General features: G+C 62.1%; 20 protein-coding genes and 1 pseudogene. 18 read left to right on the top strand and 3 right to left on the bottom strand.

Going from position 1 to position 26,605, the window contains the following annotated elements; all coding sequences use genetic code 11:
• Positions 1 to 26: 26 nt before the first annotated feature.
• From O3299_RS22980 to O3299_RS23000, 5 genes are all read left to right on the top strand, one after another.
• Positions 27 to 755 carry a response regulator gene (locus O3299_RS22980; RefSeq protein ID WP_034753223.1) on the top strand — a complete coding sequence of 243 codons (729 nt, stop codon included), beginning with the start codon at positions 27 to 29 and terminating at the stop codon, positions 753 to 755.
• Positions 752 to 2,110 carry an ATP-binding protein gene (locus O3299_RS22985; RefSeq protein WP_099665736.1) on the top strand — a complete coding sequence of 453 codons (1,359 nt, stop codon included), beginning with the start codon at positions 752 to 754 and terminating at the stop codon, positions 2,108 to 2,110. The genes O3299_RS22980 and O3299_RS22985 overlap by 4 nt, the downstream gene beginning before the upstream one ends.
• A gap of 87 nt (positions 2,111 to 2,197) precedes the next feature.
• The gene (locus O3299_RS22990) at positions 2,198 to 3,370 is read left to right on the top strand and encodes an efflux RND transporter periplasmic adaptor subunit (protein WP_099665735.1); all 1,173 of its coding nucleotides are present in this window, start codon (positions 2,198 to 2,200) and stop codon (positions 3,368 to 3,370) included.
• Positions 3,367 to 6,477, top strand: a complete 3,111-nt coding sequence (locus O3299_RS22995) for an efflux RND transporter permease subunit (RefSeq protein WP_099665734.1) — start codon at positions 3,367 to 3,369, stop codon at positions 6,475 to 6,477. The genes O3299_RS22990 and O3299_RS22995 overlap by 4 nt, the downstream gene beginning before the upstream one ends.
• Before the next feature lie 271 nt (positions 6,478 to 6,748).
• The gene (locus O3299_RS23000; RefSeq protein ID WP_251349390.1) at positions 6,749 to 7,636 is read left to right on the top strand and encodes a hypothetical protein; all 888 of its coding nucleotides are present in this window, start codon (positions 6,749 to 6,751) and stop codon (positions 7,634 to 7,636) included.
• A gap of 79 nt (positions 7,637 to 7,715) precedes the next feature.
• Here O3299_RS23000 and yihA read toward each other — a convergent pair whose 3' ends face one another.
• Positions 7,716 to 8,453 carry a ribosome biogenesis GTP-binding protein YihA/YsxC gene (gene yihA / locus O3299_RS23005; protein WP_077398853.1) on the bottom strand — a complete coding sequence of 246 codons (738 nt, stop codon included), beginning with the start codon at positions 8,451 to 8,453 and terminating at the stop codon, positions 7,716 to 7,718.
• 186 nt (positions 8,454 to 8,639) lie between these two features.
• Between yihA and O3299_RS23010 the strand changes: the two genes are divergently transcribed.
• The 5 genes from O3299_RS23010 (at position 8,640) to O3299_RS23030 (ending at position 14,518) form a co-directional block, all read left to right on the top strand.
• Positions 8,640 to 9,311, top strand: coding sequence for a cytochrome c (locus O3299_RS23010; RefSeq protein ID WP_077398855.1), 672 nt, complete (start codon positions 8,640 to 8,642; stop codon positions 9,309 to 9,311).
• A 184-nt stretch (positions 9,312 to 9,495) separates the two neighbouring features.
• Positions 9,496 to 11,592, top strand: a complete 2,097-nt coding sequence (locus O3299_RS23015; RefSeq protein WP_289899523.1) for a cytochrome c biogenesis protein ResB — start codon at positions 9,496 to 9,498, stop codon at positions 11,590 to 11,592.
• Positions 11,593 to 11,641: 49 nt separating this feature from the next.
• Positions 11,642 to 12,793, top strand: a complete 1,152-nt coding sequence (gene ccsB, locus O3299_RS23020) for a c-type cytochrome biogenesis protein CcsB (protein ID WP_034753239.1) — start codon at positions 11,642 to 11,644, stop codon at positions 12,791 to 12,793.
• 84 nt (positions 12,794 to 12,877) lie between these two features.
• Positions 12,878 to 13,855: a protein-methionine-sulfoxide reductase catalytic subunit MsrP gene (gene msrP / locus O3299_RS23025; protein ID WP_305063277.1), complete on the top strand. Its 978-nt coding sequence runs from the start codon at positions 12,878 to 12,880 to the stop codon at positions 13,853 to 13,855.
• 9 nt (positions 13,856 to 13,864) lie between these two features.
• The gene (locus O3299_RS23030; protein ID WP_305053838.1) at positions 13,865 to 14,518 is read left to right on the top strand and encodes a sulfite oxidase heme-binding subunit YedZ; all 654 of its coding nucleotides are present in this window, start codon (positions 13,865 to 13,867) and stop codon (positions 14,516 to 14,518) included.
• Here the strand turns inward: O3299_RS23030 and O3299_RS23035 are convergent.
• Entirely contained in the window at positions 14,515 to 14,697 is a 183-nt protein-coding gene (locus O3299_RS23035; protein ID WP_305063278.1) for a lipoprotein, read from the bottom strand. The two genes, O3299_RS23030 and O3299_RS23035, sit on opposite strands and share 4 nt — an antisense overlap.
• A gap of 40 nt (positions 14,698 to 14,737) precedes the next feature.
• Here O3299_RS23035 and cyaY point away from each other — a divergent pair, with 40 nt between their 5' ends.
• Complete coding sequence (gene cyaY / locus O3299_RS23040) at positions 14,738 to 15,067, top strand: iron donor protein CyaY (RefSeq protein WP_099665730.1); 330 nt, start codon at positions 14,738 to 14,740, stop codon at positions 15,065 to 15,067.
• Positions 15,068 to 15,132: 65 nt separating this feature from the next.
• Here the strand turns inward: cyaY and O3299_RS23045 are convergent, their stop codons facing one another.
• Complete coding sequence (locus O3299_RS23045; protein ID WP_077398866.1) at positions 15,133 to 17,478, bottom strand: penicillin-binding protein 1A; 2,346 nt, start codon at positions 17,476 to 17,478, stop codon at positions 15,133 to 15,135.
• A gap of 300 nt (positions 17,479 to 17,778) precedes the next feature.
• Between O3299_RS23045 and pilM the strand changes: the two genes are divergently transcribed.
• The 7 genes and pseudogenes from pilM (at position 17,779) to O3299_RS23080 (ending at position 26,604) form a co-directional block, all read left to right on the top strand.
• Complete coding sequence (pilM, locus tag O3299_RS23050; protein WP_180278642.1) at positions 17,779 to 18,411, top strand: pilus assembly protein PilM; 633 nt, start codon at positions 17,779 to 17,781, stop codon at positions 18,409 to 18,411.
• Complete coding sequence (locus O3299_RS23055; RefSeq protein ID WP_305063279.1) at positions 18,408 to 18,956, top strand: PilN domain-containing protein; 549 nt, start codon at positions 18,408 to 18,410, stop codon at positions 18,954 to 18,956. Before pilM ends, O3299_RS23055 begins: the two co-directional genes overlap by 4 nt.
• A gap of 15 nt (positions 18,957 to 18,971) precedes the next feature.
• On the top strand, positions 18,972 to 20,003 hold the full coding sequence (locus O3299_RS23060) for a pilus assembly protein PilP (protein ID WP_305063280.1): 1,032 nt from the start codon (positions 18,972 to 18,974) through the stop codon (positions 20,001 to 20,003).
• Between the two features lie 92 nt (positions 20,004 to 20,095).
• Positions 20,096 to 21,421 (top strand): annotated as a pseudogene (locus tag O3299_RS23065) (type IV pilus secretin PilQ); the annotation flags it as partial.
• A gap of 112 nt (positions 21,422 to 21,533) precedes the next feature.
• Positions 21,534 to 23,744 carry a hypothetical protein gene (locus O3299_RS23070; protein WP_305063281.1) on the top strand — a complete coding sequence of 737 codons (2,211 nt, stop codon included), beginning with the start codon at positions 21,534 to 21,536 and terminating at the stop codon, positions 23,742 to 23,744.
• A gap of 102 nt (positions 23,745 to 23,846) precedes the next feature.
• Positions 23,847 to 25,466: a bifunctional shikimate kinase/3-dehydroquinate synthase AroKB gene (aroKB, locus tag O3299_RS23075; protein WP_251349708.1), complete on the top strand. Its 1,620-nt coding sequence runs from the start codon at positions 23,847 to 23,849 to the stop codon at positions 25,464 to 25,466.
• Position 25,467: 1 nt separating this feature from the next.
• The gene (locus O3299_RS23080; protein WP_251349381.1) at positions 25,468 to 26,604 is read left to right on the top strand and encodes a deoxyguanosinetriphosphate triphosphohydrolase; all 1,137 of its coding nucleotides are present in this window, start codon (positions 25,468 to 25,470) and stop codon (positions 26,602 to 26,604) included.
• The last annotated feature ends 1 nt before the right edge of the window (position 26,605 follow it).

Raw genomic sequence — 26,605 nt, forward strand, 5'->3', positions numbered from 1 at the left:
TGGGGGAAGTGGGGATAATTCGTACCATGGAACCCACTTCTACAATTCTCATCGTCGACGATGACCGCGATATCCGCAGCTTGCTGGCGGACTACCTGGAAACGAACGCCTACCGCACCCTGGGCGCGGCAGATGGCACGGCCATGTGGAAAATCCTCGACGAAACGCGGCCCGACTTGATCGTGCTCGACTTGAACTTGCCCGGCGACGATGGCCTGACCCTGTGCCGCAAGCTGCGCGCCCAATCGACGGTGCCGGTGATCATGTTGACGGCGCGCAATGAACCGCTGGACCGCATCCTGGGCCTGGAAATGGGCGCCGACGATTACTTGCCGAAACCGTTCGAACCGCGTGAATTGCTGGCGCGCATACGCAGCGTGTTGCGCCGCAGCCATGCCATGCCGTCGAACGTGCCATCGGACAAGGCGCAGCAAATCCGCTTTTCCGGCTGGACCCTGGACTTGACGGCGCGCCACCTGCTCAATCCCAGCGGCCTCGTGATCATGCTGTCGGGCGCGGAGTTCCGCTTGCTGCGCGTGTTCCTGGAACACCCGAACCGCGTGCTCAACCGCGACCAGCTGCTGAACCTGACGCAGGGCCGCGACGCCGACCCGTTCGACCGCTCGATCGATATCCAGATCAGCCGCCTGCGGCAAAAGCTCGGTGAAGATGCCCGCTTGCCGCAAATCATCAAGACCGTGCGCAACGGCGGCTACGTGCTGGCCGGCCAGGTCAATGTGGAGCCGCACGCGTGAAGGCCTTCCTCGGGTCGATGACGGGCCGCGTCTTCATGTTCTTGCTGATCGGCATCGTCGCGTCGGCCGCGCTGACGCAGTGGCTGGCCGTGGGCGAACGTCAGCGCGCCATCGAGCAATACCGCGACTACCACGCCGTCGAGCGGGCCGAGCAGCTGGTGATGGCGGCCGACGTGGTGCCGCTGGCCTCGCGCGCCGCCTACCTGAAAGTGGCCAACAAAGGCAGCGTGCGCCTGGAACTGCGTCCCGAAACGGAACATACGCCCGGCGCGCCGACGGAGTTTTCCACCGCCCTGCAAGCCAAGCTGGGCGAAGGTTTCAAGGTCAGCGCGCTGGCCGAACGCCCGGCCGCCTGCGTCAAACCGCGCCAGACGCCGGGCATGTTTGCCGCCAAGCCATGGGGCGGCACGTGCGAAAACCTCGACGTGCGCATGCAGGATGGCCACGTGCTGCGCCTGATGGTCTTGCCGCCGCGCCAGCAGCCGCCGTTCAATGAACACAACGACTGGATGACCTTGCTGCCTTTCCTGATCAGCATCGCCATCCTCGCCTACCTGGTCACGCGCATGACCATGCGCCCGCTCAAGCAGCTGGCGCAGGCGGCGAAAGACCTGGGCAACGACATCAACCATCCGCCGCTGACCCTGTCGGGCGCCAGCGAGATCCGCCAGGCCAGCGCCGCCTTCAATGCCATGCAGGCGCGCATCCGCCAGCATATTTCCCAGCGGACACAGATGCTGGCTGCCATCACGCACGACTTGCAGACGCCGCTGACGCGCTTGCGTTTGCGCCTGGAAAAAGTGGCCGATACGGAATTGTATGACCGCCTGGTGGGCGATTTGTCGGCCATGCAGAGCATGGTCAAGGAAGGGCTGGACCTGGCCCGCTCGATGGATAGCACGGAAGCGATGCAGGCGCTCGACCTCGATTCCCTGTTGGATAGCGTCTGTTCCGACGCGGCTGATGCCGGCCAGAAAGTCACCCTGAATGGGCAGGCAGGCATGGCCTTGATGGCGCGCCCGATCGCCATGCGGCGCTGCCTGGTGAACTTGATCGACAATGCCGTCAAATATGGCTTGTACGCGCAGGTTGCCGTCGAGCGCATCCCGGGTGCCGCGCGCATCCGCATCCGCGACGGGGGGCCAGGCATTGCGCCAGATCAATTGGCTAAAGTGTTCGAACCGTTTTACCGCATCGAGACTTCGCGTTCGCGCGAATCGGGCGGCACGGGCCTGGGCCTGACCATCGCGCGCAATATCGCCGAACAGCATGGCGCCACGGTTTCACTGCTCAATCATGTCGACGGTGGACTGGAAGTCACCCTCATCGTGCCTGAGTATTACGCAGGAAAGTGAGCATTTCCGTGCGACAATATTGTGCTTTATGCCCCCTGGCAACTACCTTCAACCAGCAGCCCTGCGCTGCGACAGCGTGACAGAACAATGAAAAAGACTAGTCTGGCAATCCTCGTGGGTGCGGCCCTGTGTATCGGCGGCGGCATCTGGTATTTCAATCATCAGCCCGGCGCGGCGAGCGGTGGGCAGGATGGTAAAGGGGGCAAGGGCGGACAGGCGCCGACGACGGTGAGCGTGGTCGTTCCGGTGCGCCAGGACGTGCCGATGGTGCTGCAAGCCAATGGCAGCGTGATGCCGATCAGCAGCGTTGACTTGCACCCGCAGACGACCAGCACGATTACCAAGGTGCATATCCGCGAAGGCCAGTTCGTCAAGCAGGGCGAGCTGATGTTCACTCTCGATGCGCGCAGCGAACACGCGAATGTCGACAAGGCGCAGGCGCAGGTCTTGCGCGACCGCGCCTCGGTGCAGGACTTCGAGCGCCAGCTCAAGCGCAGCCAGGATTTGCTGAGCAAGAACTTTATTGCCCAGGGCGCCGTCGATACCCTGCAAAGCCAGCTCGACGCGGCACGCGCCTTGCTGGCTGCCGACCAGGCCGCCTTGCGCGCCGCCCAGGTCGATTCCAGCTACACCGTCCTGCGCGCGCCGCAGGCGGGCAGGGTAGGGGCCATCAATGTCTATGCGGGCAGCCTGGTGCAGCCGACCACGTCGCTCACCAGCATCACCCAGCTCGACCCGATCGACGTGTCGTTCACCTTGCCGGAAAGCAGCTTGTCCGGCTTGCTGGCGGCGCAAAAGGCGGGCGAGGTGCCCGTCACGGCGCTGTTGTCCGATGCGGGCGGCAAGCAGCTCGACGGCAAATTGAACTTTATCGACAATGCCGTCGATTCCGCCACCGGCGTGATCCGGATCAAGGCCCGTTTCAATAATGGCGGCACCGATTTGTGGCCAGGCCAGTACGTGAATACGCAGCTGACCGTGCGCACCCTCAAGGATGCGCTGGTGATCCCGCAAAACGCCATCATCACGAGTACTTCCGGCACCTTTGTGTACTCGATGGAGGCGGACAGTACGGCCAAGATGCGCAAGATTACCCGCGTGTACGCGTTCGGGCCGAGCGCCGTCGTCACGGGCCTGGCAGGCGATGAAAAAGTCATCGTCGATGGCAAGCAGAACTTGCGTCCAGGCAGCAAGGTGCGCCTGGCGGAAAAACACAAGGCCGCCGATGGCGCCGCCGCACCGCAGGGCAAGCCAGCATGAACCTGTCCGAACTGAGCATCCGCCGCCCCGTCATGGTGGTGCTGCTGTCCCTCTCCATCATCCTGGCCGGCGTGCTGGCCTACCTGCAAATTCCCGTGGCGGCCTTGCCGAGCTACAACACGCCCGTCATCAACGTCAGTGCCGACCTGGCCGGTGCCAGCCCGGAAACCATGGCCTCGTCGGTGGCCTTGCCACTGGAAAAACAATTTTCCACCATTTCCGGCCTTAGCCTGATCACGTCCACGAGCACGCTGGGCAATACCTCGCTGACCCTGGAATTTGACGCCAGCATCAATGTCAACGAGGCGGCCGTCGACGTGCAAGCCGCGCTGCTGCGGGCGCAGCGCCAGTTGCCGACGGAAATGACGGATTTACCATCCTACCGCAAGGTCAATCCGGCCGATGCGCCGGTGCTGTTCATCCAGATGACGTCGCCATCGCTGAACTTGTCGGATCTCAATGATTATGCGGAAAACCTGATCGCCCCGAGCCTGTCGACCCTGCCTGGCGTGGCCCAGGTGATCGTGAATGGCCAGAAGCGCTTTGCCGTGCGCGTGCGCGCCCGTGCCGACCTGATGAATGCGCGCAACCTGACGATGGACGAGCTGGCCACCGCCTTGCGCACGTCGAACACGAATTCCCCGCTGGGCATCCTTGACGGCCCGAGCCAGACCCTGACCATCCAGGGCAATCCGCAAATGATGAAAGCGGCTGATTTTGCCGAATTGATCGTCGCCAGCCGCAATGGCCAGCCCGTGCGCCTGAAAGACGTGGCCGAGGTGGAAGACAGCTTTCAATCGATCAAGGCCGTCGGCAGTTTCAACGGCGAGCGCTCGATCAGCCTGATGGTGCAGCGCCAACCGGATGCCAACACGGTGCAAGTGGTCGATGGCGTGCGCCGTTTGTTGCCTGGGTTCAAGGAACAATTGCCGCAATCGATACAGATCAGCCTGGTTAACGACCGTTCGCTGTCGATACGCGAAGCCATCCACGACGTCAATTTGACCTTGGCCCTGACGGTGGTGCTGGTGGTGCTGGTGATTTTCCTGTTTCTGCACCGCGCGGCCGCCACCTTCATTCCTGCCGTCACCATGCCGATTTCCCTGCTGGGCGCCCTGGCTCTGCTGTACTGGCTCGGCTATAGCCTCGACAACGTCTCGCTGCTGGGCATTACCCTGGCCGTCGGCTTGGTCGTCGACGATGCCATCGTGGTGCTGGAAAACATCGTGCGGCATATCGAGATGGGCAAGAAACCGATACGCGCGGCCCTGGAAGGGGCGAAAGAGATGGGCTTTACCATCATCTCGATTTCCGTCTCGCTGGTGGCCGTGTTCATCCCCATCTTCTTCATGCCGGGCGTGATCGGCTTGCTGTTCCATGAGTTCGCCGTTGTCGTCTCGCTGGCCGTGCTGGTGTCCGCCATCGTCTCGCTGACCCTGGTGCCGATGCTGGCCAGCCGCTTCCTGCCGGCCGATTCGCGCGAGCACAATGACAGCGACCCCAGCCATGGCGAAAAAACCTTCATCGGCCGCCATTTCGAAGCGGGTTTCACGAAATTGCGCAATGGTTATGTGCACCTGCTCGACAAGGCCCTGGCGCACCGCAATGTGGTGCTGTTCGTTGCCGTGTGTACCTTTGCGCTGACGGTGCTGTTGTACGCCACGATACCGAAAGGTTTCTTCCCGGAAGAAGATCTGGGCCAGATCCAGGTCAATACGGAAGCGTCGGAAGACATTTCCTCGGCGGCACTGCAGGATTTGCAAGCCCGCGTGGCGGCCGTGCTCAAGGCGGACCCCAGCGTGCAGGATGTGACCTCGTTCGTCGGCGGCGGCAATACGGGACGCATGTTCATGGTCTTGAAACCGCGCAACGAGAGGCCGAAAATGCCCGTGGTGCTGGAAAACCTGCGCCGCGCGACGAGCACCGTGCCCGGCATGGCCGTGTATTTCCGCCCCGTGCAAAACTTGCAGTTGGGCGGACGCCAGAGCAAGAGCCGCTACCAGTACACCTTGCAAAGCGTCAGTCCCGACGCCTTGAATGATTGGGCGGAAAAGTTTATTGCTGGCATGCGCACGGATCCGGCCTTCCGCGACGTTACCAGCGATTCCCAGATCAAGGGCTTGCAGGCGTCGCTCAGGATCGACCGCGACAAGGCCAATTTGCTGGGCGTGCAAATGTCCGACATCCGCACGGCCCTGTACAGCGCCTTTGGCGAGCGGCAAGTGTCGACCATCTACTCGTCGGCAGCCAGCTATTACGTGATCCTGGAGGCGGCCACGGCAGACCGCCAGTACGACGATGCGCTCACGCGCGTGTCCGTGCGCAGCAAGACGGGCGAACTGGTGAAACTGTCGAGTATTGCCTACGTGGAACGCACGATCGGGCCCACGTCCGTGAATCACCAGGGGCAGTTGCAGGCTGTTACCATCGCCTTCAATCTGGCGCCGGATGTGCCGCTGGGCATCGCCACGGGCAAGATCGACGCGATGGCCAAGGACATGAGCTTGCCGGCCTCCATCATCACGCGCTACGGCGGCGACGCGGCCGTGTTCCAGAGCTCGCAGTCCAGCCAGATCATCCTCATCATTGCCGCGCTGGCCGTGATCTACGTGCTGCTCGGTGTGTTGTATGAAAGCTATATCCACCCGCTGACCATCCTGGCCGGCTTGCCATCGGCAGCCGTGGGGGCGCTGCTGACCCTGCGCCTGTTCGGCATGGACCTGACCATGATCGCCATCATCGGCATTTTGATGCTGATCGGCATCGTCAAGAAAAACGCCATCATGATGATCGACTTCGCCCTGCATGCGCAGCGCAACGACGGGCTGGCGCCGGCGGAGGCCATCCGCCAGGCCTGCATCCTGCGTTTCCGCCCCATCATGATGACGTCGGCGGCGGCCTTGATGGGCGCCTTACCGATCGCCCTGGGCCTGGGCGCCGGCGCCGAGCTGCGCCAGCCGCTGGGCCTGGCGGTGGTCGGCGGCTTGCTCTTTTCACAAGTGATTACCCTGTTCATCACCCCCGTGATCTATCTGTTCCTGGACAAGTACAGCGGCACGGGACCGTTGACGGACGAGCAATTGGTGGCGCTCGACAACAAGGCCTGATCCGCCATACGGCCAGCACCGGCGCCCCGTTCCTGAGTGAATGCGGCGCCGGTTTTGTATGGGCCGTGATACATACGGTAACAACCGTCAAGGGACGGCTAGGGTACGCTGATACCGCTGCAAGGAAAGTCGCTATCCTGTACGCTTCGGGTTGGAAATGCCGAGGAAGTGTTCCCAAAAGCAAGGGACTCTGGCACTATGGCTGCCCTGTAAGATTACTTTTGTCGCTACACAGAAAGCACGATTCATTTTGCATGACACGACCCATTTGATGGCTGCCGATTCCGATGTTTGCCCCACCTGCGGGCAAGTCATCCAGCCACCACCGGCCTACGGGTCCAAGACCAGCACCATGCGCAAGGTGGCGCTCGGCGTGTCCGTCTTGCTGCACGTGCTGCTGGCGGCGTATGTCCTGTTGCGTAGCGACAAGATCGAAAAAATCCCGCCGCCGAAGAAGGAAAGCGCGATGGTCTACATTGCGCCGCTGAAAGACAAGCCGCAACCGAAGCCGCAACCGAAACCCACGCCGAAACCGAAGGACACGAAAGTGGCCAAGGTCAAACCACCACCGGCGCCGAGCAAGCGCGTGGTCACGAAAGACGTGCCGCGCGACAAGCCGAAACTGGAAACCTTCACGCCGCCGCTGGTGTCGAAAGTGCCGTTGCCGCCGCCGCCCGCTGAAGACATGAGTTCGATGATCGAGCAGCGCCGCAAGCAGCGTCAGGCGCAAAATCCCGCGCCGCCGGCCGAGGAAAGCGAAAACGACCGCGCCATGCGCGTGGCCAAGGCGAATATCGCCGGCGCCCAGGGACGCAATTCCGGCAGCGACCGCGAGGATTCGGGCGGCGTGTTTTCCATCGTCAACCAGACCTCGTTCAGCGCGGAAGTCAAGTTCAAGGGCTGGAACGGCAACTTCAAGCGCAACTGGCTGAAGCAGGAAAAAGTGGAGCTGGGCAATGAGCCCGATATCGAAACGGCCATCCTGAAGAAGATGATCCAGCTGATCCGTGCCGAAAAACCGGGCGACTTCGTGTGGGAATCGCGTCGCCTGGGGCGTAACGTCAACCTCAGCGCCCGCGTGGAAGACACGGCCGAGCTGATGGCTTTCCTGCGCCAGGAATTCTTTTCCGAGAAACGGCCAGGGCCGGGACGGCGCTAGGCGCCCGTCAAACTGACGGCAATAAAAAAGGCTGCACCGTGTGAACGGGCAGCCTTTTTTTACGCAGCGTTGATCTCGATCAAGCCGGTTTGTCCGATTCCGGCTCGACGTCGTCTTCCATGTCGATCAATTCGACCATCTGGGCCGCGCCGTCTTCGCTGATGCCGGCCAGTTCCATGATCTTGTCGTTGGCTTCGTCGATGCCGACTCTTTTCAAAGCCGAGAACAGTTGCACGGTGAACGGGAAGCCGACGCCGTCTTCATCCACATAGCTGTCGAGCTTGGCTTTCGCCTGGCGCAAGGCATTCACGGATTCATTACGGTTCAGCTTATCGACCTTGGTCAGGATGCAGTGGATCGGTTTGCCCGTCGGGGCGAACCATTCCAGCATTTGAATGTCCAGGTCGGTGAACGGGCGGCGCGAATCCATGATCAGGATCAAACCCGCCAATTGCTCGCGGCGCTGCACGTAGTCGCCCAGCAGGCGCTGCCAGTGCAATTTGGCCGAGCCCGATACTTCCGCGTAGCCGTAGCCCGGCAAGTCGACCAGCAGGCATTCGATCTCTTCGACGATGGTGGCATCCTTGCGGTGCTGCGCCACGTGGGCGCCGCCGATGGAGAAGTAGTTGATGTGCTGGGTACGGCCAGGTGTCTTGGAGGCGAACGCCAAGCCTTTCTGATTACACAAGATGTTGATGGCGGTCGATTTACCGGCATTGGAGCGGCCGGCAAAGGCGATTTCCGGCACCGTGGTATCGGGCAGGTCACGCAATTGGTTGACGGTCGTAAAGAAGCGGGCTTGCCAGAGTTTTGACATGGGAGTAGTAAAGCAACAAAAGGGAGCGATAAGGGAGCGATAACGCCAAGAAGCTATTGTACAATAAGGGGTTGTTTATTGTTGCCGGCGTAGCAGCGATGCGGCTTGCGGCCCTGAAAATAAAGCAAAAATCCACAGGGCGCGGCAATGTCCACCACTAATTTCTCACTGTCTCAGGGTGCCTGAATGAATCGTGCGTTTTCACCGTTTATCAAATCCATGCTGCTCGCATTGCTGGCTGTATCGGCAACTGCCTCCGCGGTCGAAGCAGCGAAACCGGCCGTCAAGGCCGACGCCGCCAAGGGCGCCACCCTGTACGCCGATGGCGATGCGGCGCGCGGCTTGCCTGCCTGCGTCTCCTGCCATGGCGCGGCCGGCAATTCGACCATCACGGTCAATCCGAAACTGGCCGGTCAGCACGAAAGCTATATCTACAAGCAATTGGTCGACTTCACCACGCCGGAACGCAGCCAGCCCGTCATGACGACGTACGCGAAGATGCTCAGCGACGCCGACAAGAAGAATATCGCCGCCTACCTGGGCGCGCAGCTGTCCAAGCCGGGCGCCGCGAAAAACAAGGATACGATCGACCTGGGCAAGAAAATCTACCGTGGTGGCATTGCTTCCAAGCAAGTTGCCGCCTGCGCCAGCTGTCATGGCGCGACGGGCAATGGCATTCCCGTCCAGTACCCGCGCATCGCCGGCCAGCACCAGGATTACACGGTGGCCCAGCTGACCATGTTCCGCAGCACCAAGGCCGATGCCCGCAAGAACAGCGCGCAAATGCACACCATCGCCGCCCGCATGTCGGATGACGAGATCGCCGCCGTTGCCGATTACATCGCCGGCCTGAAGTAAGTTTTCATAGTGGCAAGAGATTGCCAGGCGCACCAGCGCGCATGAACGAGGGCGGCCGTCTCAACAGGCTGCCCTTTTTTATGGCAGGGGCCAAACAGGAGTATGCTGCCGCCTTGCGCGGAGAAACTATCAGCTCCATGCCACATTTTCTTGAAGATTGCATATCCCGTATGAGTATCCACGTATGAGCACAGGCACGACCGGAATCGAGTTAAAGACCCAACGCCGCAGCCTGGCTGAATTCGTCGAGCTGGTCTCGTCGATGCGCTTTGCCATCAGCCTGCTGACCCTGATCGCCGTCGCCTCCATCATCGGCACCGTGCTCAAGCAAAACGAGCCCATGCCCAATTATGTCAACCAGTTCGGGCCGTTCTGGTTCACCGTTTTCGACAAGCTGAGCCTGTATTCCGTGTATTCGGCCTGGTGGTTCCTCGTGATCATGGGTTTCCTCGTCGCCTCGACCTCGCTGTGCATCGTGCGCAATGCGCCGAAGATGCTCAAGGACATGCGCAGCTGGCGCGACAATGTGCGCGAGCAATCGCTGCGCAATTTCCACCACAAGCTGGAATGGCAGGCGCCGCTGCCGCGCGCCGTGCTGGCGCAGCAGATGGTGATGCGCCTGAAAGACGCCGGCTACGGTGCCAAGGTGGTCGAGAAGGACAACGCCACCCTGGTGGCCGCCAAGCGGGGCGCCGCCAATAAATGGGGCTATATCTTTGCCCACGGCGCCATCGTCATCATCTGTGTGGGCGGCTTGCTCGACTCGGAAATGCCGATCCGCGTACAGCAATGGTTCTTTGGCAAGACGCCGTTTGCCGGCAGCGGCGTGATCGCCGACATCCCCGCCCAGCACCGCCTGAGCCTGTCGAACCCCACTTTCCGCGGCAATACCATGATCCCGGAAGGCTCGTCGAGCAACACGGCCATCATTCCCCAGGCCGATGGCGTGCTGATCCAGGATTTGCCCATCACGATCTTGTTGAAGAAATTCCACATCGATTTTTACAGCACGGGCATGCCGAAGCTGTTTGCCAGCGACGTGGTCGTCACCGACCATGCGACGGGGGAAAGTTTCCCAGCAACCATCAAAGTCAACCAGCCTCTGCTTTACAAGGGCCTGGCCCTGTACCAGTCCAGCTTTGAGGATGGTGGCAGCAAGCTCAAGTTGACGGGTTATCCGATGACGGGCAAGACGACGAAACGCTTCGATATCGGCGGCGAAGTGGGCGGCAGCACGCCGCTCGAGCGCAGCGATGGCAATTCCTACACGGTGGAATGGTCGGGTTTCCGTCCCTTCAACGTGGAAAACCTCAGCGCGGGCCAGGATGTGCGCGCCGTCAACAAGGCGGAAAGTTTTAACGATAAATTCGCCGTCGGCCTGGACAAGCGCCTCGGTTCGGCCGCGAAGAACGCGAACAACAAGGATCTCAAGAACGTGGGCCCCTCGGTGCAATACAAATTGCGCGACAAGACGGGCCAGGCGCGCGAGTACCAGAACTATATGCAGCCGGTCGCCGTGGATGGCACGACGGTGTTCCTGGCCGGCATGCGCGTCAACCCCAGCGACCCGTTCAGCTATCTGCGCATTCCCGCCGATGACAATTACAGCGTGAACGAATGGATGCGCTTGCGTGCCGCGCTGCAAGATCCCGCGCTGCGCCAGCAAGCCGCCACGCGCTATGCGGCGCGCGCCATGCCGCAGGCGGGCGCGGAAGCCTTGCGCAGCCAGTTGCAGGAATCGGCGGCGAAGAGCCTGGGCATCTTTGCCGGCAATGGACAAGAGGGCGGTTTCCTCGCCATTTCACGTTTCCTGGAGAAAATTCCTGCCGCCGAGCAAGAAAAAGCGGCCGATATCTTCATGAAGATCTTGAATGGCAGCCTGTGGGACTTGTGGCAGGCGGCGCGCGCCCAGGATGGCTTGAAGGCTATCGAGGCCGATGACAAGCACGGCCGCTTCCTGCAGCTGGCCACGAATGCGCTGTCCGACAGCTTCTTCTATGGCGCGCCCGTGTATCTGCAACTCGACGACTTTACGGAAATCAAGGCGTCCGTGCTGCAAGTGACGCGGTCGCCGGGCAAGAGCGTCGTCTACCTCGGTTGCCTGTTCCTCGTGATCGGCGTATTTTCCATGTTTTATATCCGCGAGCGCCGCCTGTGGGTGTGGATCAAGGATGGCGAGGGCGGCAGCGAGGCCTTGATGGCCATGAGCACGCAACGCAAGACCCTGGATTTTGAAAAAGAATTTGAGAACTTGAAGGCAAAGCTGCCGCAATCGGCGTAAGCTGCGCTGTGTCCGGGACGCTTGCGCGTCGCCGGGAATGGAGAAAATGATGGAATTGGCAAACAAGCAAATATATACGCAGGAACCAGGATTTTTCAAGCGCCTGAGCCTGATCGATTGGCTGTACGGCGCCGGCTTGCTGGCAGCCTCCCTGTTCGGCCTGATGCGCTTTGGCGCCTTCATGGATATCTATGAAAAAGCCATCTTGCTGGCCGCGGCGCCCACGTTCGCGTGGCTGGGCTGGTACTGGAAGCCCGTGCGCTGGCTGATCCCCGTGGCAGCCGTGCTGTCGCTGTTCGCCATCGAGCTGTACGCCGGCCACCTGGAGATGGCGAATCAGAAATTCTTCCTGAAATACATTTTGTCGAGCCAGTCCGCCATCCTGTGGATGGGCACCCTGTTCGTGCTGTCGACCCTGTTCTACTGGATCGGCCTGGTGGCGCGCTCGGAATTCGGCTCGTCCGTCGGCTCCCTGCTGTGCTGGGCCGGCGTGGTGCTGGGTCTGACGGGCATGCTGGTGCGCTGGTACGAGTCTTACCTGATCGGCGCCGACGTGGGCCATATTCCCGTGTCGAACCTGTATGAAGTGTTCATCCTGTTTTCCTTGATCACGGCCATGTTCTACCTGTATTACGAGCAGCATTACGCGACGCGCCAGCTGGGCGCCTTCGTCATGCTGGTCATTTCGGCGGCCGTCGTGTTCCTGATGTGGTACACGGTCACGCGCGACGCGGCCGAAATCCAGCCGCTGGTGCCGGCCCTGCAAAGCTGGTGGATGAAGATCCACGTGCCGGCCAATTTCATCGGCTACGGCACCTTCGCCCTGTCGGCCATGGTGGCGGCGGCTTACCTGCTCAAATCGAGCGGCTACCTGGTCGACCGCCTGCCGTCGCTGGAAGTGCTCGACGACGTCATGTACAAGGCCATTTCCGTGGGCTTCGCTTTCTTCACGGTAGCGACCATCCTGGGCGCCCTGTGGGCGGCCGAAGCATGGGGCGGCTACTGGTCGTGGGACCCGAAAGAAACGTGGGCGCTGATCGTCTGGCTCAACTATGCAGCCTGGCTGCACATGCGCCTGATGACAGGCTTGCGCGGCCGCGTCGCCTCGTGGTGGGCGCTGGTGGGCTTGCTGGTGACGACCTTTGCGTTTTTGGGGGTCAACATGTTCCTTTCCGGTTTGCATTCTTACGGCAAGCTTTAATTGTTTTTTGCATGACAGAAGCGTCATGAACGGCCCGGGAAAACTGGTGTAAGGTACAAATAATCACCTTTTCCCGGAGCCGCCATGTTGATCAAGCGCAGTCCCAACGGCATTGAGTTGCCGTATTCTTCCGAAATCACGCCGCGCGCCGTGTTTGAATCGCGCCGCAGTTTCATCAAGCAAGTGGCGCTGGGCACGATGTCCAGCGCGGCCTTGCTGGAAATGGCCAGCCGCGAAGCCTTCGCGCAGGGCACCAATCCCAAGCTGGCTGCCAAACTGAATCCCGCCTATTCGGCGCTGGAAAAACAGACGGCCTATAAAGACGCCACCAGCTACAACAATTTCTACGAATTCGGCACGGACAAGAGCGATCCGGCGCAAAACGCGGGCACTCTGCGCCCGCGTCCGTGGACGGTCAGCATCGAAGGCGAAGTCAAGAAACCCATGACCCTGGACCTGGACGCGCTGCTGAAGCTGGCGCCGGTGGAAGAGCGCGTCTACCGGCTGCGCTGCGTGGAAGGCTGGTCGATGGTCATTCCGTGGGTCGGTTATTCCTTCTCGGAAATCATCAAGAAGGTCGAACCGACGGGCAATGCCAAGTATGTGGAATTCATCACCCTGGCCGACAAGAAACAGATGCCGGGCGTGGGCAGCCGCGTGCTGCAATGGCCGTATACGGAAGGTTTGCGCATCGATGAAGCGAACCATCCGCTGGCGCTGTTGACCCTGGGCATGTATGGCGAAACCTTGCCGAACCAGAATGGCGCGCCCGTGCGCATGGTATTGCCGTGGAAATATGGTTTCAAGTCTGCCAAATCCATCGTCAAGATCCGTTTCGTCAAGGAACAGCCGCGCACGTCCTGGAACCTGTCGGCGCCGTCCGAATACGGTTTTTACTCGAATGTGAACCCGAACGTCGATCATCCGCGCTGGTCGCAGGCTTCCGAGCGGCGCATCGGCGAAGACGGTTTCCTCACGCGCAAGCGCAAGACCCTGATGTTCAATGGTTATAACGATGTGGCCTCGCTGTACGCGGGCATGGACCTGAAGAAGTTCTTTTAAGGAAATACTATGGCCATCAACCCCACGAGCAAACAGCTGTCGCTGCTGAAAAGCCTGATCTTCTTGCTGGCGCTGCTGCCGTTTGCCCGCATGGTCTGGCTGACGTACACGGGGCAACTGGTGGAGCCGCTGGAATTCATCACGCGCGGCACGGGCGACTGGACCCTGTATTTCCTGTGCATCAGTCTGGCGGTCACGCCCTTGCGGCGCTTCACGCAATGGAATTGGCTGATCAAGCTGCGGCGCATGCTGGGCCTGTTCGCGTTTTTCTACGCGACACTGCACTTCACCACTTTTTTATGGTTCGATCACTTTTTTGATGTACAGGAAATGTGGAAGGATGTGCTCAAGCGGCCGTTCATCACCGTGGGTTTTATCGCTTTCGTACTGCTGATCCCGCTGGCCGTGACGAGCACGAACGGCATGGTGAAACGCCTGGGGGGCAAGCGCTGGCAGTGGCTGCACCGCTTGATCTACATCATCGCGCCGCTGGGCATCCTGCACTTCTGGTGGATGAAGGCGGGCAAGCACAATTTCGCGCAACCGATACTGTTCGGCTCCATCGTCGCGCTACTGCTGCTAATTCGCGTGTATTTCGCCTGGAGCAAGCGAGAAAAGAGCGCCAGGGCGGCCAAGGCAGCCACCCCGGTGCGTGCCGTTTAGGTGGCTGGCACGATGATCGGTGGCGGCGGCACGGGCGCCGGTTCGACCGGGCCTTTGGCTGGCGCCCCCTTGGCCGCTGGCGGTTTGGGCAGGTACAGGGGACCGGGCTGGCCGCAGCCGGCCAGGACGCTAGAAACCACAATGGCGGTGCCGATATAAAACGCTGAGGATGACTTCACGATTAGAATCACGGTTTGATTAAGATATTTGGAGTGTAGCATGAGCGAATCGGAATTCCTGGCCCTGGCCGAAGCCACCCTGACCCAGATCGAGGCGGCGCTGGACCGGCTGAACGATGAAGACGTGCTCGACGTCGAATGCAGCCGCAGCGGCAATGTGCTGGAAATCGAATTCATCGATAACGGCACGAAAATCATCGTCAACAGCCAGGCCCCCATGCGCGAGATGTGGGTGGCGGCCCGTTCCGGCGGTTTCCACTACAAGCGCGTGGACGACGAATGGCGCAACACGCGCGACGGCTCGGAACTGTTTGCGGCCCTGTCGGCCATGGCCAGCGAGCAGGCAGGCACGGCAGTCGTATTGAAGTAATTGTCTTAGCCGTGCGTCATAAAAAAGGCAGCCTCTTCAGGCTGCCCTTTTTGCATCAAACGATCTTAAAACAGTTCGTTCTTGACGGCTTCTTTCGCCTTTTCTTCCTCCGGCGTGCCGCGCGCCGCGCCTTCCAGGCTGCCTACGCCCGTGCCCGGCGGATTTTCCGCATAGTAATATTCGTCGCCCACGTGGATCAGGCCTTCCGGCACGGCGCGTTCCTCGACGGGAATGCTTTTCAGGGCTTTCGCCATGTAGCTGATCCAGATCGGCAAGGCCAGGCCGCCACCCGTTTCCCGGTTGCCCAGGTTGCGCGGCTGGTCGTAGCCGATCCAGGCGATGCCCACCAGCTTGGCCTGGTAGCCGGCGAACCAGGCGTCGATGGAATCGTTGGTCGTGCCCGTCTTGCCGGCCAGGTCGGGGCGCTTCAAGGCCATGGCTTTATTGGCCGTGCCGAAGCGCACGACGTCGTTGAGCATGCTGTTCATCATGAAGGCATTGCGCTCGTCGATGACGCGGTTGGCTTCCTCGCCCGCCAGGTCCGGCTTGGCTTGCGACAAGACATTGCCGTCGCTATCGGTCACCTTGGCGATCAGGTACGGGTTGATCTTGTAGCCGCCATTGGCGAACACGGCATACGCGCCCGCCATCTGCAGCGGCGTCACGTTGCCAGCGCCCAGGGCCAGGGTCAGGTAGGGCGGGTTCTTGTCCGCGTCAAAGCCGAAGCGCGTCGCGTATTCCTGGCCATACTTGGCGCCGATCTTGTGCAGGATGCGGATGGAAATCATGTTCTTCGATTTCATCAGACCCTTGCGCATGGTCATCGGACCATCGTATTTGCTGTCGTAGTTCTTCGGTTCCCACGCCTGGCCGCCCGTCTGGCCCGCGTCGAATGAAATCGGCGCATCGTTGATGATGGTCGCCGGCGACAGGCCCCGTTCCAGCGACGCGGAGTAGATGAAGGGCTTGAAGGCCGAACCGGGCTGGCGCCACGCCTGCGTGACGTGGTTGAACTTGTTGCGGTTGTAATCGAAGCCGCCCACCATGGCGCGGATGGCGCCGTCCGTGGTGCTGGCCGAGACGAACGCCGATTGCACTTCCGGCATCTGCGTCAAGACCCAGGTGTTGCCTTCCTGCATGACGCGGATCACGGCGCCGCGCTTGATGCGGCGGTTCGGCGCCGCTTTTTCCGACAGCCAGGCCGCGCCGAACGTCAGGCCGGGGCCGGTAATCGTGATTTCCTCGCCGGCCGAGGTGACGGCCTGCAACGATTTGGGCGACGCTTGCAGCACCATGGCGGCGATGATGTCGTCGCTGTCCGGATGGTCGGCGAGTTCCGTCTCGATCGCGTCATCGGCTTCGGCCTTGGTTTTTGGAATCTCGATATACGCTTCCGGGCCGCGGTAGCCGTGGCGTTTCTCGTAATCCATCACGCCCTTGCGCAAGGCGATGTAGGCGGCGTCCTGGTCGGCCTTGGTGATGGTGGTGTAGACGTTCAGGCCGCGCGTATAGGTATCTTCCTTGAATTGCTCGTAGACCAGCTGGCGCGCCATTTCCGACACATATTCCGCATGCACGCCAAAGGCGCTGCTGTCGGTTTTCACTTTCAGCTCTTCATTTTTCGCTTCTTCGTACTGCGCCGGCGTGATGTAGCCCAGCTGGGCCATGCGTTGCAGGATGTATTGCTGGCGCATGCGCGCGCGTTTCGGATTGACGACGGGGTTGTAGGCCGACGGCGCCTTCGGCAAGCCGGCCAGCATGGCCGCTTCCGCCACGGTGAGATCCTGGATGTTCTTGCCGAAATAGATTTGCGCGGCCGAGGCGAAGCCGTAGGCACGCTGTCCCAGATAAATCTGGTTCATATACACCTCGAGGATCTGGTCCTTGCTGAGGTTTTTCTCGATCTTCCAGGCCAGCAAGACTTCATACGCCTTGCGTTTCAGGGTCTGTTCGCTGGACAGGAAGAAATTGCGCGCCACCTGCTGCGTGATGGTCGAGGCGCCTTGCTTGGCACCGCCCGTCAGGTTGTGCAGGGCCGCACGCGTGATGCCCAGGTAATCGACGCCGCCATGTTCATAGAAGCGGTCATCCTCGATGGCCAGCACGGCTTTCTTCATGACATCGGGAATATCCTTGATGTGCACCATGTTGCGCCGTTCCTCGCCGAACTCGCCGATCAGCACACTGTCGGACGTGAACACGCGCAGCGGCATCTTTGGCTTGTAATCGGTCAAGGTATCGAGCGCCGGCAGGTTCGGATACGCCATGGCCAGGCCAAAGACCACCAGCAAGACGCCGACGATGCCCAGGCCCAGCAGCGATACCAGGGCCATCAGCAGGAAACGTTTGGGTTTGCTGCCCTTGGTGGGCGGCTTTGAGCCAGCGGGGCCAGCGGATTTTGAAGATGTCATGCGTCGTATGTCTTTCGGTTAATTATGCCGGCCAATTATAAGCGAGCTTGCCGGGGTGGCAGCGCGCCGTGGCGCTGGCCGGGGGGAGTGTTGAAACTTGCCGATACTCTATATAAGCGTGTATTGGCCCGCTGGCAACCAGGATTTGGTAACAATTATTCTGCGCCAGATCACGGCCCGGCCAGATAGGCGTCGCGCGCCGCAGACTCCGGCCTGAAATCCATTTACAAGCCGGCGCCGCCGGGACTAGGCTGTCGGATGGCAGGAACTCTCCCACGCTGACGTTTCTCTATGAAAAACATGTCCATCAGCAATTTTCTTGGCATCGGCTTGCTGGGCGTCGACATCGCGGACGATGCCGTGCGCGTGGTCGAGTTGAGGCGCCGGCGGGGAAGACTGTCGTGCCGGCATTGCGGCGCCGCCGCGCTGACGCCCGGCGTGATACTGGAAGGCAATGTCGAGGACACGGAGGGCCTGGCCGATGCCTTGCGCCAGGCCCACCGCGACAGTGGCAGCGCCTGCACGCGGGTGGCGCTGGCCATGCCGGCCACGGCCCTGATCACGCATGCGATCCGCCTGCCCGCCGGATTGCCGGAGGAACAGCTGGAAATCCTCGTGGAACTGGAAGCGGCCCAATACATGCCGTTTGCGCTGGAAGACGCCAGCCTGGATTTTTTCATACTCGGCCCCGCGCCGCCGCTGGCTGGCGCAACAGGCAAGGAGGTCGACGTGCTGCTGGTGGCGGCGCGGCGCGCCAGCGTACAGCGCCGTCTCGATGCGGCCACGGCGGCGGGCTTGCAGGCCGTCGTCATGGATAGCGAGGCAATGGCCATGCAGGCGGCGCTCGCGCAGGGTGGCTGGCAAGCCCTGCCAGACGGTGGCGTGGCCTACCAGCTGGCCTGGGGCCTGGCCCTGCACAGGTACGCCCGATGACGGTCCGGGCGCAAGTGCAGCGCATCAACCTGTTGCCGTATCGCCCCGCGGCACGGCGCAGGCGTATTCAGTTGCTGCTGTGGCAACTGGCGGGCGGGGCGCTGCTGGGACTGCTGCTGGCCGTGGCGACGGGCGCCTGGCTGCGGTACCAGCTCGACGCGCAACTGCGCCGCCAGGAGGGCTGGCGTAGTGCCATGCAGCAAGTCGATGCCGTGCTTGTCGTTGGCCAGCGGGTGCAGGGCGAGACGGCCGCGCTGCTGCTGCGCCAGCAAGCCATGGCCAGTTTGCAACAGCAACGCAATGCCTGGGTGCGCATGCTGGACGCGCTGGCCCGGGCGATGCCGGCTGGCGTGGCCTTGCATAGTGTGCGCCAGGAAACGGCGATGGTGCGCTTGCAGGGGCAGGCTGCGTCGCAGGACAAGGTCGCGGCATTGCTGCTGGGGCTAGAACAGGCGGCGCCCTGGTCCCGGCCGGAATTGGTGGAAGTGCGCGGCGCGGCCGATGGCGCCGTGGAATGGACGGTACGGCTGGCTTTGGCACCCTAGTCCTGGAGGTTGATCATGCTGAGCTTGAAGATCGCGTCGCTGTGGCCGCTACCCGCGCGCCTCGCTTGCGCCGCCCTGGCCGCGACGCTGGCGGCAGCCCTGCTGCACCTTGCGTGGCTGGATGGACTGTTTGCGGCCATGCAGGCGGGGCAAGACGAGGAGGTCCGCTTGCGTGCCGCGTATCTGTCGGCGCAAGCCAGGGCGCAGCAGTTGCCGCATTGGCGCACACAGCAGCGTCAGGCCGGCGCCGAGCTGGCCATGTTGGAACAGCAGCTGCCCGACCAGCAGGCGATGGCGCTGCTGTTGACGCAGATCAATGCCGCAGGCCAGTCGCGCGGCCTGCAATTTTCCCTGTTCAAGCCCGGTGCGGCCCAGCCGCAAGCGCCGTATGTCGCCTTGCCGATCGCCATACAGTTGCGCGGCGGCTACCACGCCATGGCCGCGCTGCTGGCGGACCTGGCGCGCCTGCCGCGCATCGTCACGGTGCATGGGCTGGCCTTGACCCTCGGCAAGGATCGTCTGCTGACCCTCGATGCCGTGCTGCACGCGTATCGCTTGCCTGCAGCGGGGGAGCGGGCCCCGCAAGAGGCCTTGGCGCCCAAGGCGGGCGCAGCCGCTGCGGCATGGCGTCCGCTTGCCGCTGTCGCGCCGCAGCCGTATGAGGCCGCCGCCCTGGGCGATCCTTTTGGCGCCTTGCCGTCGGCCGGCGCGCCGGGGCAGCGGGGCGCCGTGGCGGGGCCCGACCCGCGGCGCGTGCGCGAACCGCTGGAAAGCGTGGCCTTGCCGGCCATCAGCATGGTCGGCAGCGTGCAACAGGACGGACGCCTGAGCGCACTGCTGCTGGCGGGCCAGCGCGTGTACCGGGTGGCGGTGGGCCAGTATCTGGGGCTAGACCACGGCGTGGTGACGGATATCAGTGAACAGGCGCTGCAGTACCGTGAACTGCTGCGCGAGGCGGATGGTCCCTGGCGCGAGCGGCGCGGCAGCCTGGCCTTGCAGGCGGCGGGGGCGGCTGCGAAGGCCAGCCTGCCCGAGGCGGCGCCATGAGGCCGCGCCGCGTGCTGCTGGCCGCCATGCTGTGTCTGCATGCCAGCAGCCTTGCCCAGGAAACCGTGGTGCACGTGTCGGCGCCGCGTTTATATGCTGGCGAGAAAATCTCCGTCGACTTCCAGAACGTGGGCGTGCGCGCGGCCCTGCACATCCTGGCCGATGCGTCGGGGCAAAATATCGTCGCCAGCGACAGTGTGGCGGGCAACGTGACCTTGCGCCTGCGCGACTTGCCGTGGGACCAGGCGCTCGACGTGCTGCTGCAGGCGAAAGGACTGGACATGCGGCGCAATGGCAACGTGCTGTGGATCGCGCCGCGCGAGGAAATGCTGGCGCGCGAAAAGCTGGAGCTCGAAACGCGCGCGCAGATCGCGGAACTGGAACCCTTGCAGTCAGCCATCTTCCAGCTCAATTACCAGAAGGCCGAAGCGTTCCGCACGGTGTTCGCCCTGGACGCGGGAGAAGGGCGCAGCCGCCTGCTGTCGCGCCGTGGCAGCGTGCTGATCGAGCCGCGCACGAATCAGCTGTTCGTCACCGACGTGCCGGCGCGCCTGGAGCAGATCCGTCAACTGATCGCCAAGACAGATATTGCCACGCGGCAGGTGATGATCGAGGCGCGCATCGTCGAGGCGAATGACAGTTTCAGCCGCAACCTGGGCGCGCGCCTGGGTTTTACGGACCAGCGCCTGGCGGCTGGCCAGGTGCCCGGATTTTCCCTGAGCGGCAGCGGGCGCCGCGCGGCCATCGGCGGCAGTTACCAGGGCGTGGGCGAGGCGACGGGGCAAACGGTGGCCGGCGCCGGCGCCTTCGTGCCGAACACGCAATTTGTCAACTTGCCGGCCGCCAGTATCAATGGCTTGCAGCCGGCCAGTTTCGCCCTGAGCCTGTTTTCGGCGGCCGCCAACCGTTTTCTGAACCTGGAATTGTCCGCGCTGGAAGCGGACGGCAGGGGCAAGATCATTTCCAGCCCCCGCGTGGTGACGGCCGACAAGGTGCTGGCGCTGATCGAGCAGGGCATCGAACTGCCGTACCAGGTGGCCACCAGCAGCGGCGCCACCTCGATCACCTTCCGCAAGGCGAATCTGCGCCTGGAAGTGACGCCGCAGATCACGCCGGACGGCAACGTGGTGCTGGAAGTGGATGTCAACAAGGATAGCGTGGGCCAGGAAACCCGCTCCGGCTTCGCTATCGACACCAAGCACGTGCGCACGCAAGTGATGGTGGAAGATGGCGGCACGGTGGTACTGGGCGGCATTTATCAGCAATCCGAGCGGGGCACGGACAGCAAGGTGCCGCTGCTGGGCGACATCCCCGTACTTGGTGTTTTTTTCCGCAGCACGGGCCGCAGTCAAGAAAAAACCGAACTGATGGTGTTTATTACGCCGAAAATAGTGGCAGATCGGCCAGCAACACGTTAATGTCACATCTTTACGTTTAAGTAACAATGCAAACGAAAGCGGACTGATGGCGACTATGCGGAATGTATCTTGGAGCAACACTTATTGGAGTCGGGTATCGAATTGGCTGGTCTTGCTGGCGCTGGGCGCCTTGCTGGCCGCCTGTGGCGGCGGTGGCGGCGATCCGACCATCGATGGCGGCAGCAGTGGCGGCACGACGGGCGGCGTGGCCGCGACGGTCACGGTAAGCCTGTTGAACGCCGCTGGCCAGCCCAGCAATGCATTGAGCAGCACGACGCCGCTGACGGCCAAGGCGCTCGTCAACGATAAAAATGGCGTTCCTGTCAGCAATGCCGTGGTCACGTTTTCAGCCGATGCCACGCTGGTATCGTTGTCGTCAACCAACGGCACGGCGCTGACCGACGCCAAGGGCTATGCCAGCATCACCGTCTCGGCCTTGAATGCGACGGTCACCGGTGCCGGCAAGCTGACGGCCACTGTTGCGGCAGGCACCGCCACGGTAAGCGGCGAGGCGAGCTATGACATCAAGGCGGCCCAGGCATCGGGCGCCAAAATGACGCTAGCGCTGCTTAACGGCGGCAGCGCCAGTAACGCGCTGTCGAGCGCCGCGCCGCTGACGGCCAAGGCGTTGGTGACCGATTTGAACGGAAAACCGATCAGCGACGTGTTGGTGGCATTCTCGACTGACAATACCATGGCAGTGATGTCACCATCGGTAGGGACGGCACTGACCGATGCGACAGGTACGGCCAGCGTCACGCTGCGTCCTTTCAGTCTGTCGGCCAGCGGCGCCGCCACGTTGCGGGCGACCACGACGGTCAATGGTGCCGTTGCCAGCAGCCAGATCAATTATGTGCTGGGAGCCACCGACCTGAGTGCGGAGAACATGCGGTTTTCGCCCGCCAGCATCCCGGCCTATGGCACCACCAACGTCACGGTTGATGTCATGGCTGGCAGCAGCCTGTACACGGGATCAGGCCAGACGGTAAATTTCAGTTCGACTTGCGTGCAGGCCGGCAAGGCTAGCGTGACCAGTGGCGTGCCTGTCGTCAATGGCAAGGCCACAGCTGTTTTCCGCGACCTGGGTTGCAATGACTACGATATGGTCAATGCCACAGTGGCGGGCAGCGCTTCCATGTATCACGCGACGCTGCCGATCGGCCGCGTCGCGCCGGCATCGGTACAATTTTCCAGCGTCAGTCCGGTAGGCAAATCGATCGTGATTCAAGGGCAGGGCGGCATAGCGCGCACGGAAATGGCTACGCTCACTTTCCGCGTATTCGATACTTTCAACAAACCGCTGGTCGGCCAGGAAGTGACGTTTTCGTTGTTGAACGGCCCTGGCATGACGCTCAATAAAGTGAAAGACACCACGGATGCCAATGGTGACGTCATCACCACCGTGAGTTCCGGCACCACCCCGACCACCTTCCGCGTCAAGGCCAGCCTGGCCTCTGGCATTTCCACCTTGTCCGATTCCATCCTGGTAACGACGGGTTTGCCTGTGCAAACGGCGTTTTCGCTCAGCTCTGTCAAGTCCAGCGTGGAAGGCTGGTCGTATGACAGCCCCGTAGGCACCCCTGCCACGACCGTCACTATCTTGCTGGCAGACCAAGCGGGCAACCCTGTTCCTGACGGCACGCCGGTGGCATTTCAGAGCAATTTGGGCGCCATCGGCTCGTCCAGCATGGGCGGCTGCACCACCATGAACGGCGGCTGCTCGGTCGACTTCCGCAGCCAGAACCCGCGTGTGGCCACCAATCCACCTGTCACGCCCTGCAATGATGTCAGCAATGGCGGCACGGCCGACAGCCTGTGGCCCGGTCTTGCCACCATCTGCGCCAGCACTTCGGACGGCAGCAAGACGTTGTTCGCGAAGATCGCCATCTTCCTGAGCGGCAGCCGTCCCGAAAATGTCACGCTGTTCGATCAGTCGGCCCAGGTCAGCCTGGATCGCAGCACCTATGATCTTGGGAGCGTTTCAGCCGCTGCAGTGCGTCAATTCAGCTTGAGATTCAGCGATTTGCATCAAAACCCCATGCCTTCCGGGACCACGGTCGCGATCACGAATATGATCAATGGCGTTGGATCCATCACTCCGGACAGCATACAAAATATCTATCCGCACAACACGCTTGGCGTGGATGACCGTACCGGAGGCAACATTCAAGGTAACCAGGGAGGCCGGCATGCCGTTACAATTAACAGCCTGACGCCGACAAATTGTGTAGCGAATGTGGTCAGCACGTTTAATGTAACAGTGACGACGCCGCTGGGTAACGCCACCAGTTACCCGTTTAGACTGACATTCTCCTGTCCTTGACGTAAGGGGAAACGGGCGCCGTAGAGGCGGTGCCTGCTTATTTTCTGATTGATATAAAAAGTGTCCGAAATTTCCAACAGTAATATCTTTCTTGTCGGCCTCATGGGCGCAGGCAAAACCACGATCGGGCGCATTTTGGCCCGCAAGCTGGGCTTGCGCTTTGTCGATTCCGACCACGAAATCGAGGCACGCACGGGAGCGACCATCCCGTGGATCTTTGAAATCGAGGGCGAGGCCAGCTTTCGCCGGCGCGAGGCCGAGGTCATCCGCGACCTGAGCGCCCAGGAAGGCATCGTCATGGCCACCGGCGGCGGGGCCATCCTCAACGCCGACAGCCGCGCCTACCTGAAGGAACGGGGCACGGTCGTCTACCTGCGTGCCAGTGTCAGCAACATCCTCGCGCGCACCAGCCACGACAAGAACCGCCCGCTGCTGCAGACGGCCGACCCGCGCCGCAAGCTGGAAGAATTGACGTCCCAGCGCGAGCCCCATTACATGGAAGTGGCCGACATTGTGATCGACACGGGCCGTCCTAACGTACAATCGATGGTTCAGACCATCCTGATGCAGCTGGCCAGCCTCGAATGCGAGGCCTCGCCCAACTGCGTCATTCATGCAGAGCCTTCGATGAACGAGCAATCTAAAATGTTGTTGAGCGTAGACCTCGACGAGCGCAGTTATCCGATCGCCATCGGTCCCGGCCTGCTGGCCGACGCCGACGCGCTGCTGCGCCATATCAGCGGCCACAAGGTGGCCATCGTCACCAATACCACCGTCGCCCCCCTGTACCTGGGCCGCCTGCAGGCGGCGCTGGCCAGCGATGGCCGCGAGGTGATCAGCATCGTCCTGCCGGACGGCGAAGAATATAAAAACTGGGCCAGCCTGATGCAGATCTTCGACGCGCTGCTGGCCAACAAGTGCGACCGCAAGACCACCCTGGTGGCCCTGGGCGGCGGCGTGATCGGCGACCTTACCGGCTACGCGGCGGCCAGCTACATGCGCGGCATCGGCTTCGTGCAGGTGCCCACCACCCTGCTGGCGCAGGTCGATTCCTCCGTCGGCGGCAAGACGGGCATCAACCACCCGCTGGGCAAGAACATGATCGGCGCCTTCTACCAGCCGCGCGCCGTGATCGCCGACACGTCGACCCTGGAAACCCTGCCAGCGCGCGAGCTGTCGGCCGGCCTGGCCGAAGTGATCAAGCATGGCGCCATCATCGATGCCGCGTTTTTCGACTGGATCGAGGCGAACATGGCCAAGCTGATGGCGCGCGACAAGGGCGCCCTGGCCTATGCCATCGCCCGCTCGTGCGAGATCAAGGCCGACGTGGTGCGCCAGGACGAGCGCGAAGGCGGCTTGCGCGCCATCCTGAATTTCGGCCACACCTTCGGCCACGCCATCGAGGCGGGCCTGGGTTACGGCCACTGGCTGCACGGCGAAGCCGTCGGCTGCGGCATGGTGATGGCGGCCGACCTGTCCTGCCGCATGGGCTATATCGACCAGGCGGCCGTGGAGCGCGTGCGCGCGCTGGTGGCCGCCGCCGGCCTGCCGGTGAAGGCGCCGGACCTCGGTGTCGAGCGCTGGCTGGAGCTGATGGAAGTGGACAAGAAGAACGAGGGCGGCGCCATCAAGTTCATCCTGTTGAAACCCCTGGGCAGCCCGAACATCACGTCCGCGCCGCACGAACTGGTGCTGGCTACCCTGGCCGCCGGAGTGCAATAACATGCTGCCCGAAGACTTCCTTGCTCCGTACGCGGCCCATTCGGCACAGGGGCAGGGACGTCGCTTTGCCGAGGCGCCGCACGCCTCGCGCAGCCAGTTCCAGCGCGACCGCGACCGCATCATCCATTCCTCTGCCTTCCGCCGCCTCGAGTACAAGACCCAGGTGTTCCTCAATCACGAGGGAGATTTGTTCCGCACCCGCCTGACGCACAGCCTGGAAGTGGCGCAGGTGGGCCGCTCCATCGCGCGCAACCTGCGCCTGAACGAAGACCTGGTGGAAGCCATTGCGCTCGCGCATGACCTGGGCCACACGCCGTTCGGCCACGTGGGCCAGGACGTGCTCAACGAATGCATGCAGGCGCACGGCGGCTTCGAGCACAACCTGCAAAGCCTGCGCGTGGTCGACACGTTGGAAGAGCACTACGGCGCCTTCGATGGCTTGAACCTGATGTTCGAGACGCGAGAAGGCATCCTGAAACACTGCTCGCTGGCGCATGCGCGCGAACTGGGCCCTGTGGCCCAGCGCTTCATCGATCGCACGCAACCGACCCTGGAAGCGCAGCTGACCAACCTGGCCGATGAAATCGCCTACAACAGCCACGATATCGACGACGGCCTGCGTTCCGGCCTGATTACCATCGCCCAGCTGGAAGAGGTGGAATTCTTCGGCCGCCTGTGGCGCGACGTGCAGCAGGCGTTTCCCGGCCTGTCGGGCCGGCGCGCCATCTACGAAACCCTGCGCCGCCTGATCACGGCCCTGGCCGACGATCTGATCGTCACGTCGACTTCCCTGATTGCGGACGCCGCTCCGCGCGACGTCAGCGAAGTGCGCGCCAGTCCCCCGCTGATCCGTTTTTCGGACGCCATGCGCAAGGATGCGACGGAGCTCAAGCGGTTCCTGCGCGCGAACCTGTACCGCCACTACCAGGTCAACCGCATGCGCGTGAAGGCGAGCCGCATCGTGCGCGAACTGTACGACAGCTTCATGGCCGAACCGGCCCTGCTGCCGCCCGACTATCAACTCAGGGATGGCGACGTCACGCAGCAGGCGCGCAAGATCGCCGACTACATCGCCGGCATGACGGACCGCTACGCGATTCGTGAGCACCGCAGGCTGTATTCGCTCGACGAGTTGTAAG

It is taken from the genome of Janthinobacterium sp. SUN176 (assembly GCF_030587335.1).
Taxonomy (GTDB): Bacteria; Pseudomonadota; Gammaproteobacteria; order Burkholderiales; family Burkholderiaceae_D; genus Janthinobacterium; species Janthinobacterium kumbetense.

What these genes read in the sequence shown, in the direction of transcription:
- O3299_RS22980 (WP_034753223.1), top strand. Translation starts at nt 27, where the DNA reads ATGGAACCCACTTCTACAATTCTCATCGTCGACGATGACCGCGATATC.
- O3299_RS23015 (WP_289899523.1), top strand. Translation starts at nt 9,496, where the DNA reads ATGAGCACAGGCACGACCGGAATCGAGTTAAAGACCCAACGCCGCAGC.
- O3299_RS23055 (WP_305063279.1), top strand. Translation starts at nt 18,408, where the DNA reads ATGACGGTCCGGGCGCAAGTGCAGCGCATCAACCTGTTGCCGTATCGC.
- yihA (WP_077398853.1), bottom strand. Translation starts at nt 8,453, where the DNA reads ATGTCAAAACTCTGGCAAGCCCGCTTCTTTACGACCGTCAACCAATTG.
- cyaY (WP_099665730.1), top strand. Translation starts at nt 14,738, where the DNA reads ATGAGCGAATCGGAATTCCTGGCCCTGGCCGAAGCCACCCTGACCCAG.
- O3299_RS23030 (WP_305053838.1), top strand. Translation starts at nt 13,865, where the DNA reads ATGGCCATCAACCCCACGAGCAAACAGCTGTCGCTGCTGAAAAGCCTG.
- O3299_RS23010 (WP_077398855.1), top strand. Translation starts at nt 8,640, where the DNA reads ATGAATCGTGCGTTTTCACCGTTTATCAAATCCATGCTGCTCGCATTG.
- O3299_RS23080 (WP_251349381.1), top strand. Translation starts at nt 25,468, where the DNA reads ATGCTGCCCGAAGACTTCCTTGCTCCGTACGCGGCCCATTCGGCACAG.
- aroKB (WP_251349708.1), top strand. Translation starts at nt 23,847, where the DNA reads ATGGGCGCAGGCAAAACCACGATCGGGCGCATTTTGGCCCGCAAGCTG.
- ccsB (WP_034753239.1), top strand. Translation starts at nt 11,642, where the DNA reads ATGGAATTGGCAAACAAGCAAATATATACGCAGGAACCAGGATTTTTC.
- O3299_RS23045 (WP_077398866.1), bottom strand. Translation starts at nt 17,478, where the DNA reads ATGACATCTTCAAAATCCGCTGGCCCCGCTGGCTCAAAGCCGCCCACC.
- msrP (WP_305063277.1), top strand. Translation starts at nt 12,878, where the DNA reads ATGTTGATCAAGCGCAGTCCCAACGGCATTGAGTTGCCGTATTCTTCC.
- O3299_RS23000 (WP_251349390.1), top strand. Translation starts at nt 6,749, where the DNA reads ATGGCTGCCGATTCCGATGTTTGCCCCACCTGCGGGCAAGTCATCCAG.
- O3299_RS22995 (WP_099665734.1), top strand. Translation starts at nt 3,367, where the DNA reads ATGAACCTGTCCGAACTGAGCATCCGCCGCCCCGTCATGGTGGTGCTG.
- pilM (WP_180278642.1), top strand. Translation starts at nt 17,779, where the DNA reads ATGTCCATCAGCAATTTTCTTGGCATCGGCTTGCTGGGCGTCGACATC.
- O3299_RS23060 (WP_305063280.1), top strand. Translation starts at nt 18,972, where the DNA reads ATGCTGAGCTTGAAGATCGCGTCGCTGTGGCCGCTACCCGCGCGCCTC.
- O3299_RS22990 (WP_099665735.1), top strand. Translation starts at nt 2,198, where the DNA reads ATGAAAAAGACTAGTCTGGCAATCCTCGTGGGTGCGGCCCTGTGTATC.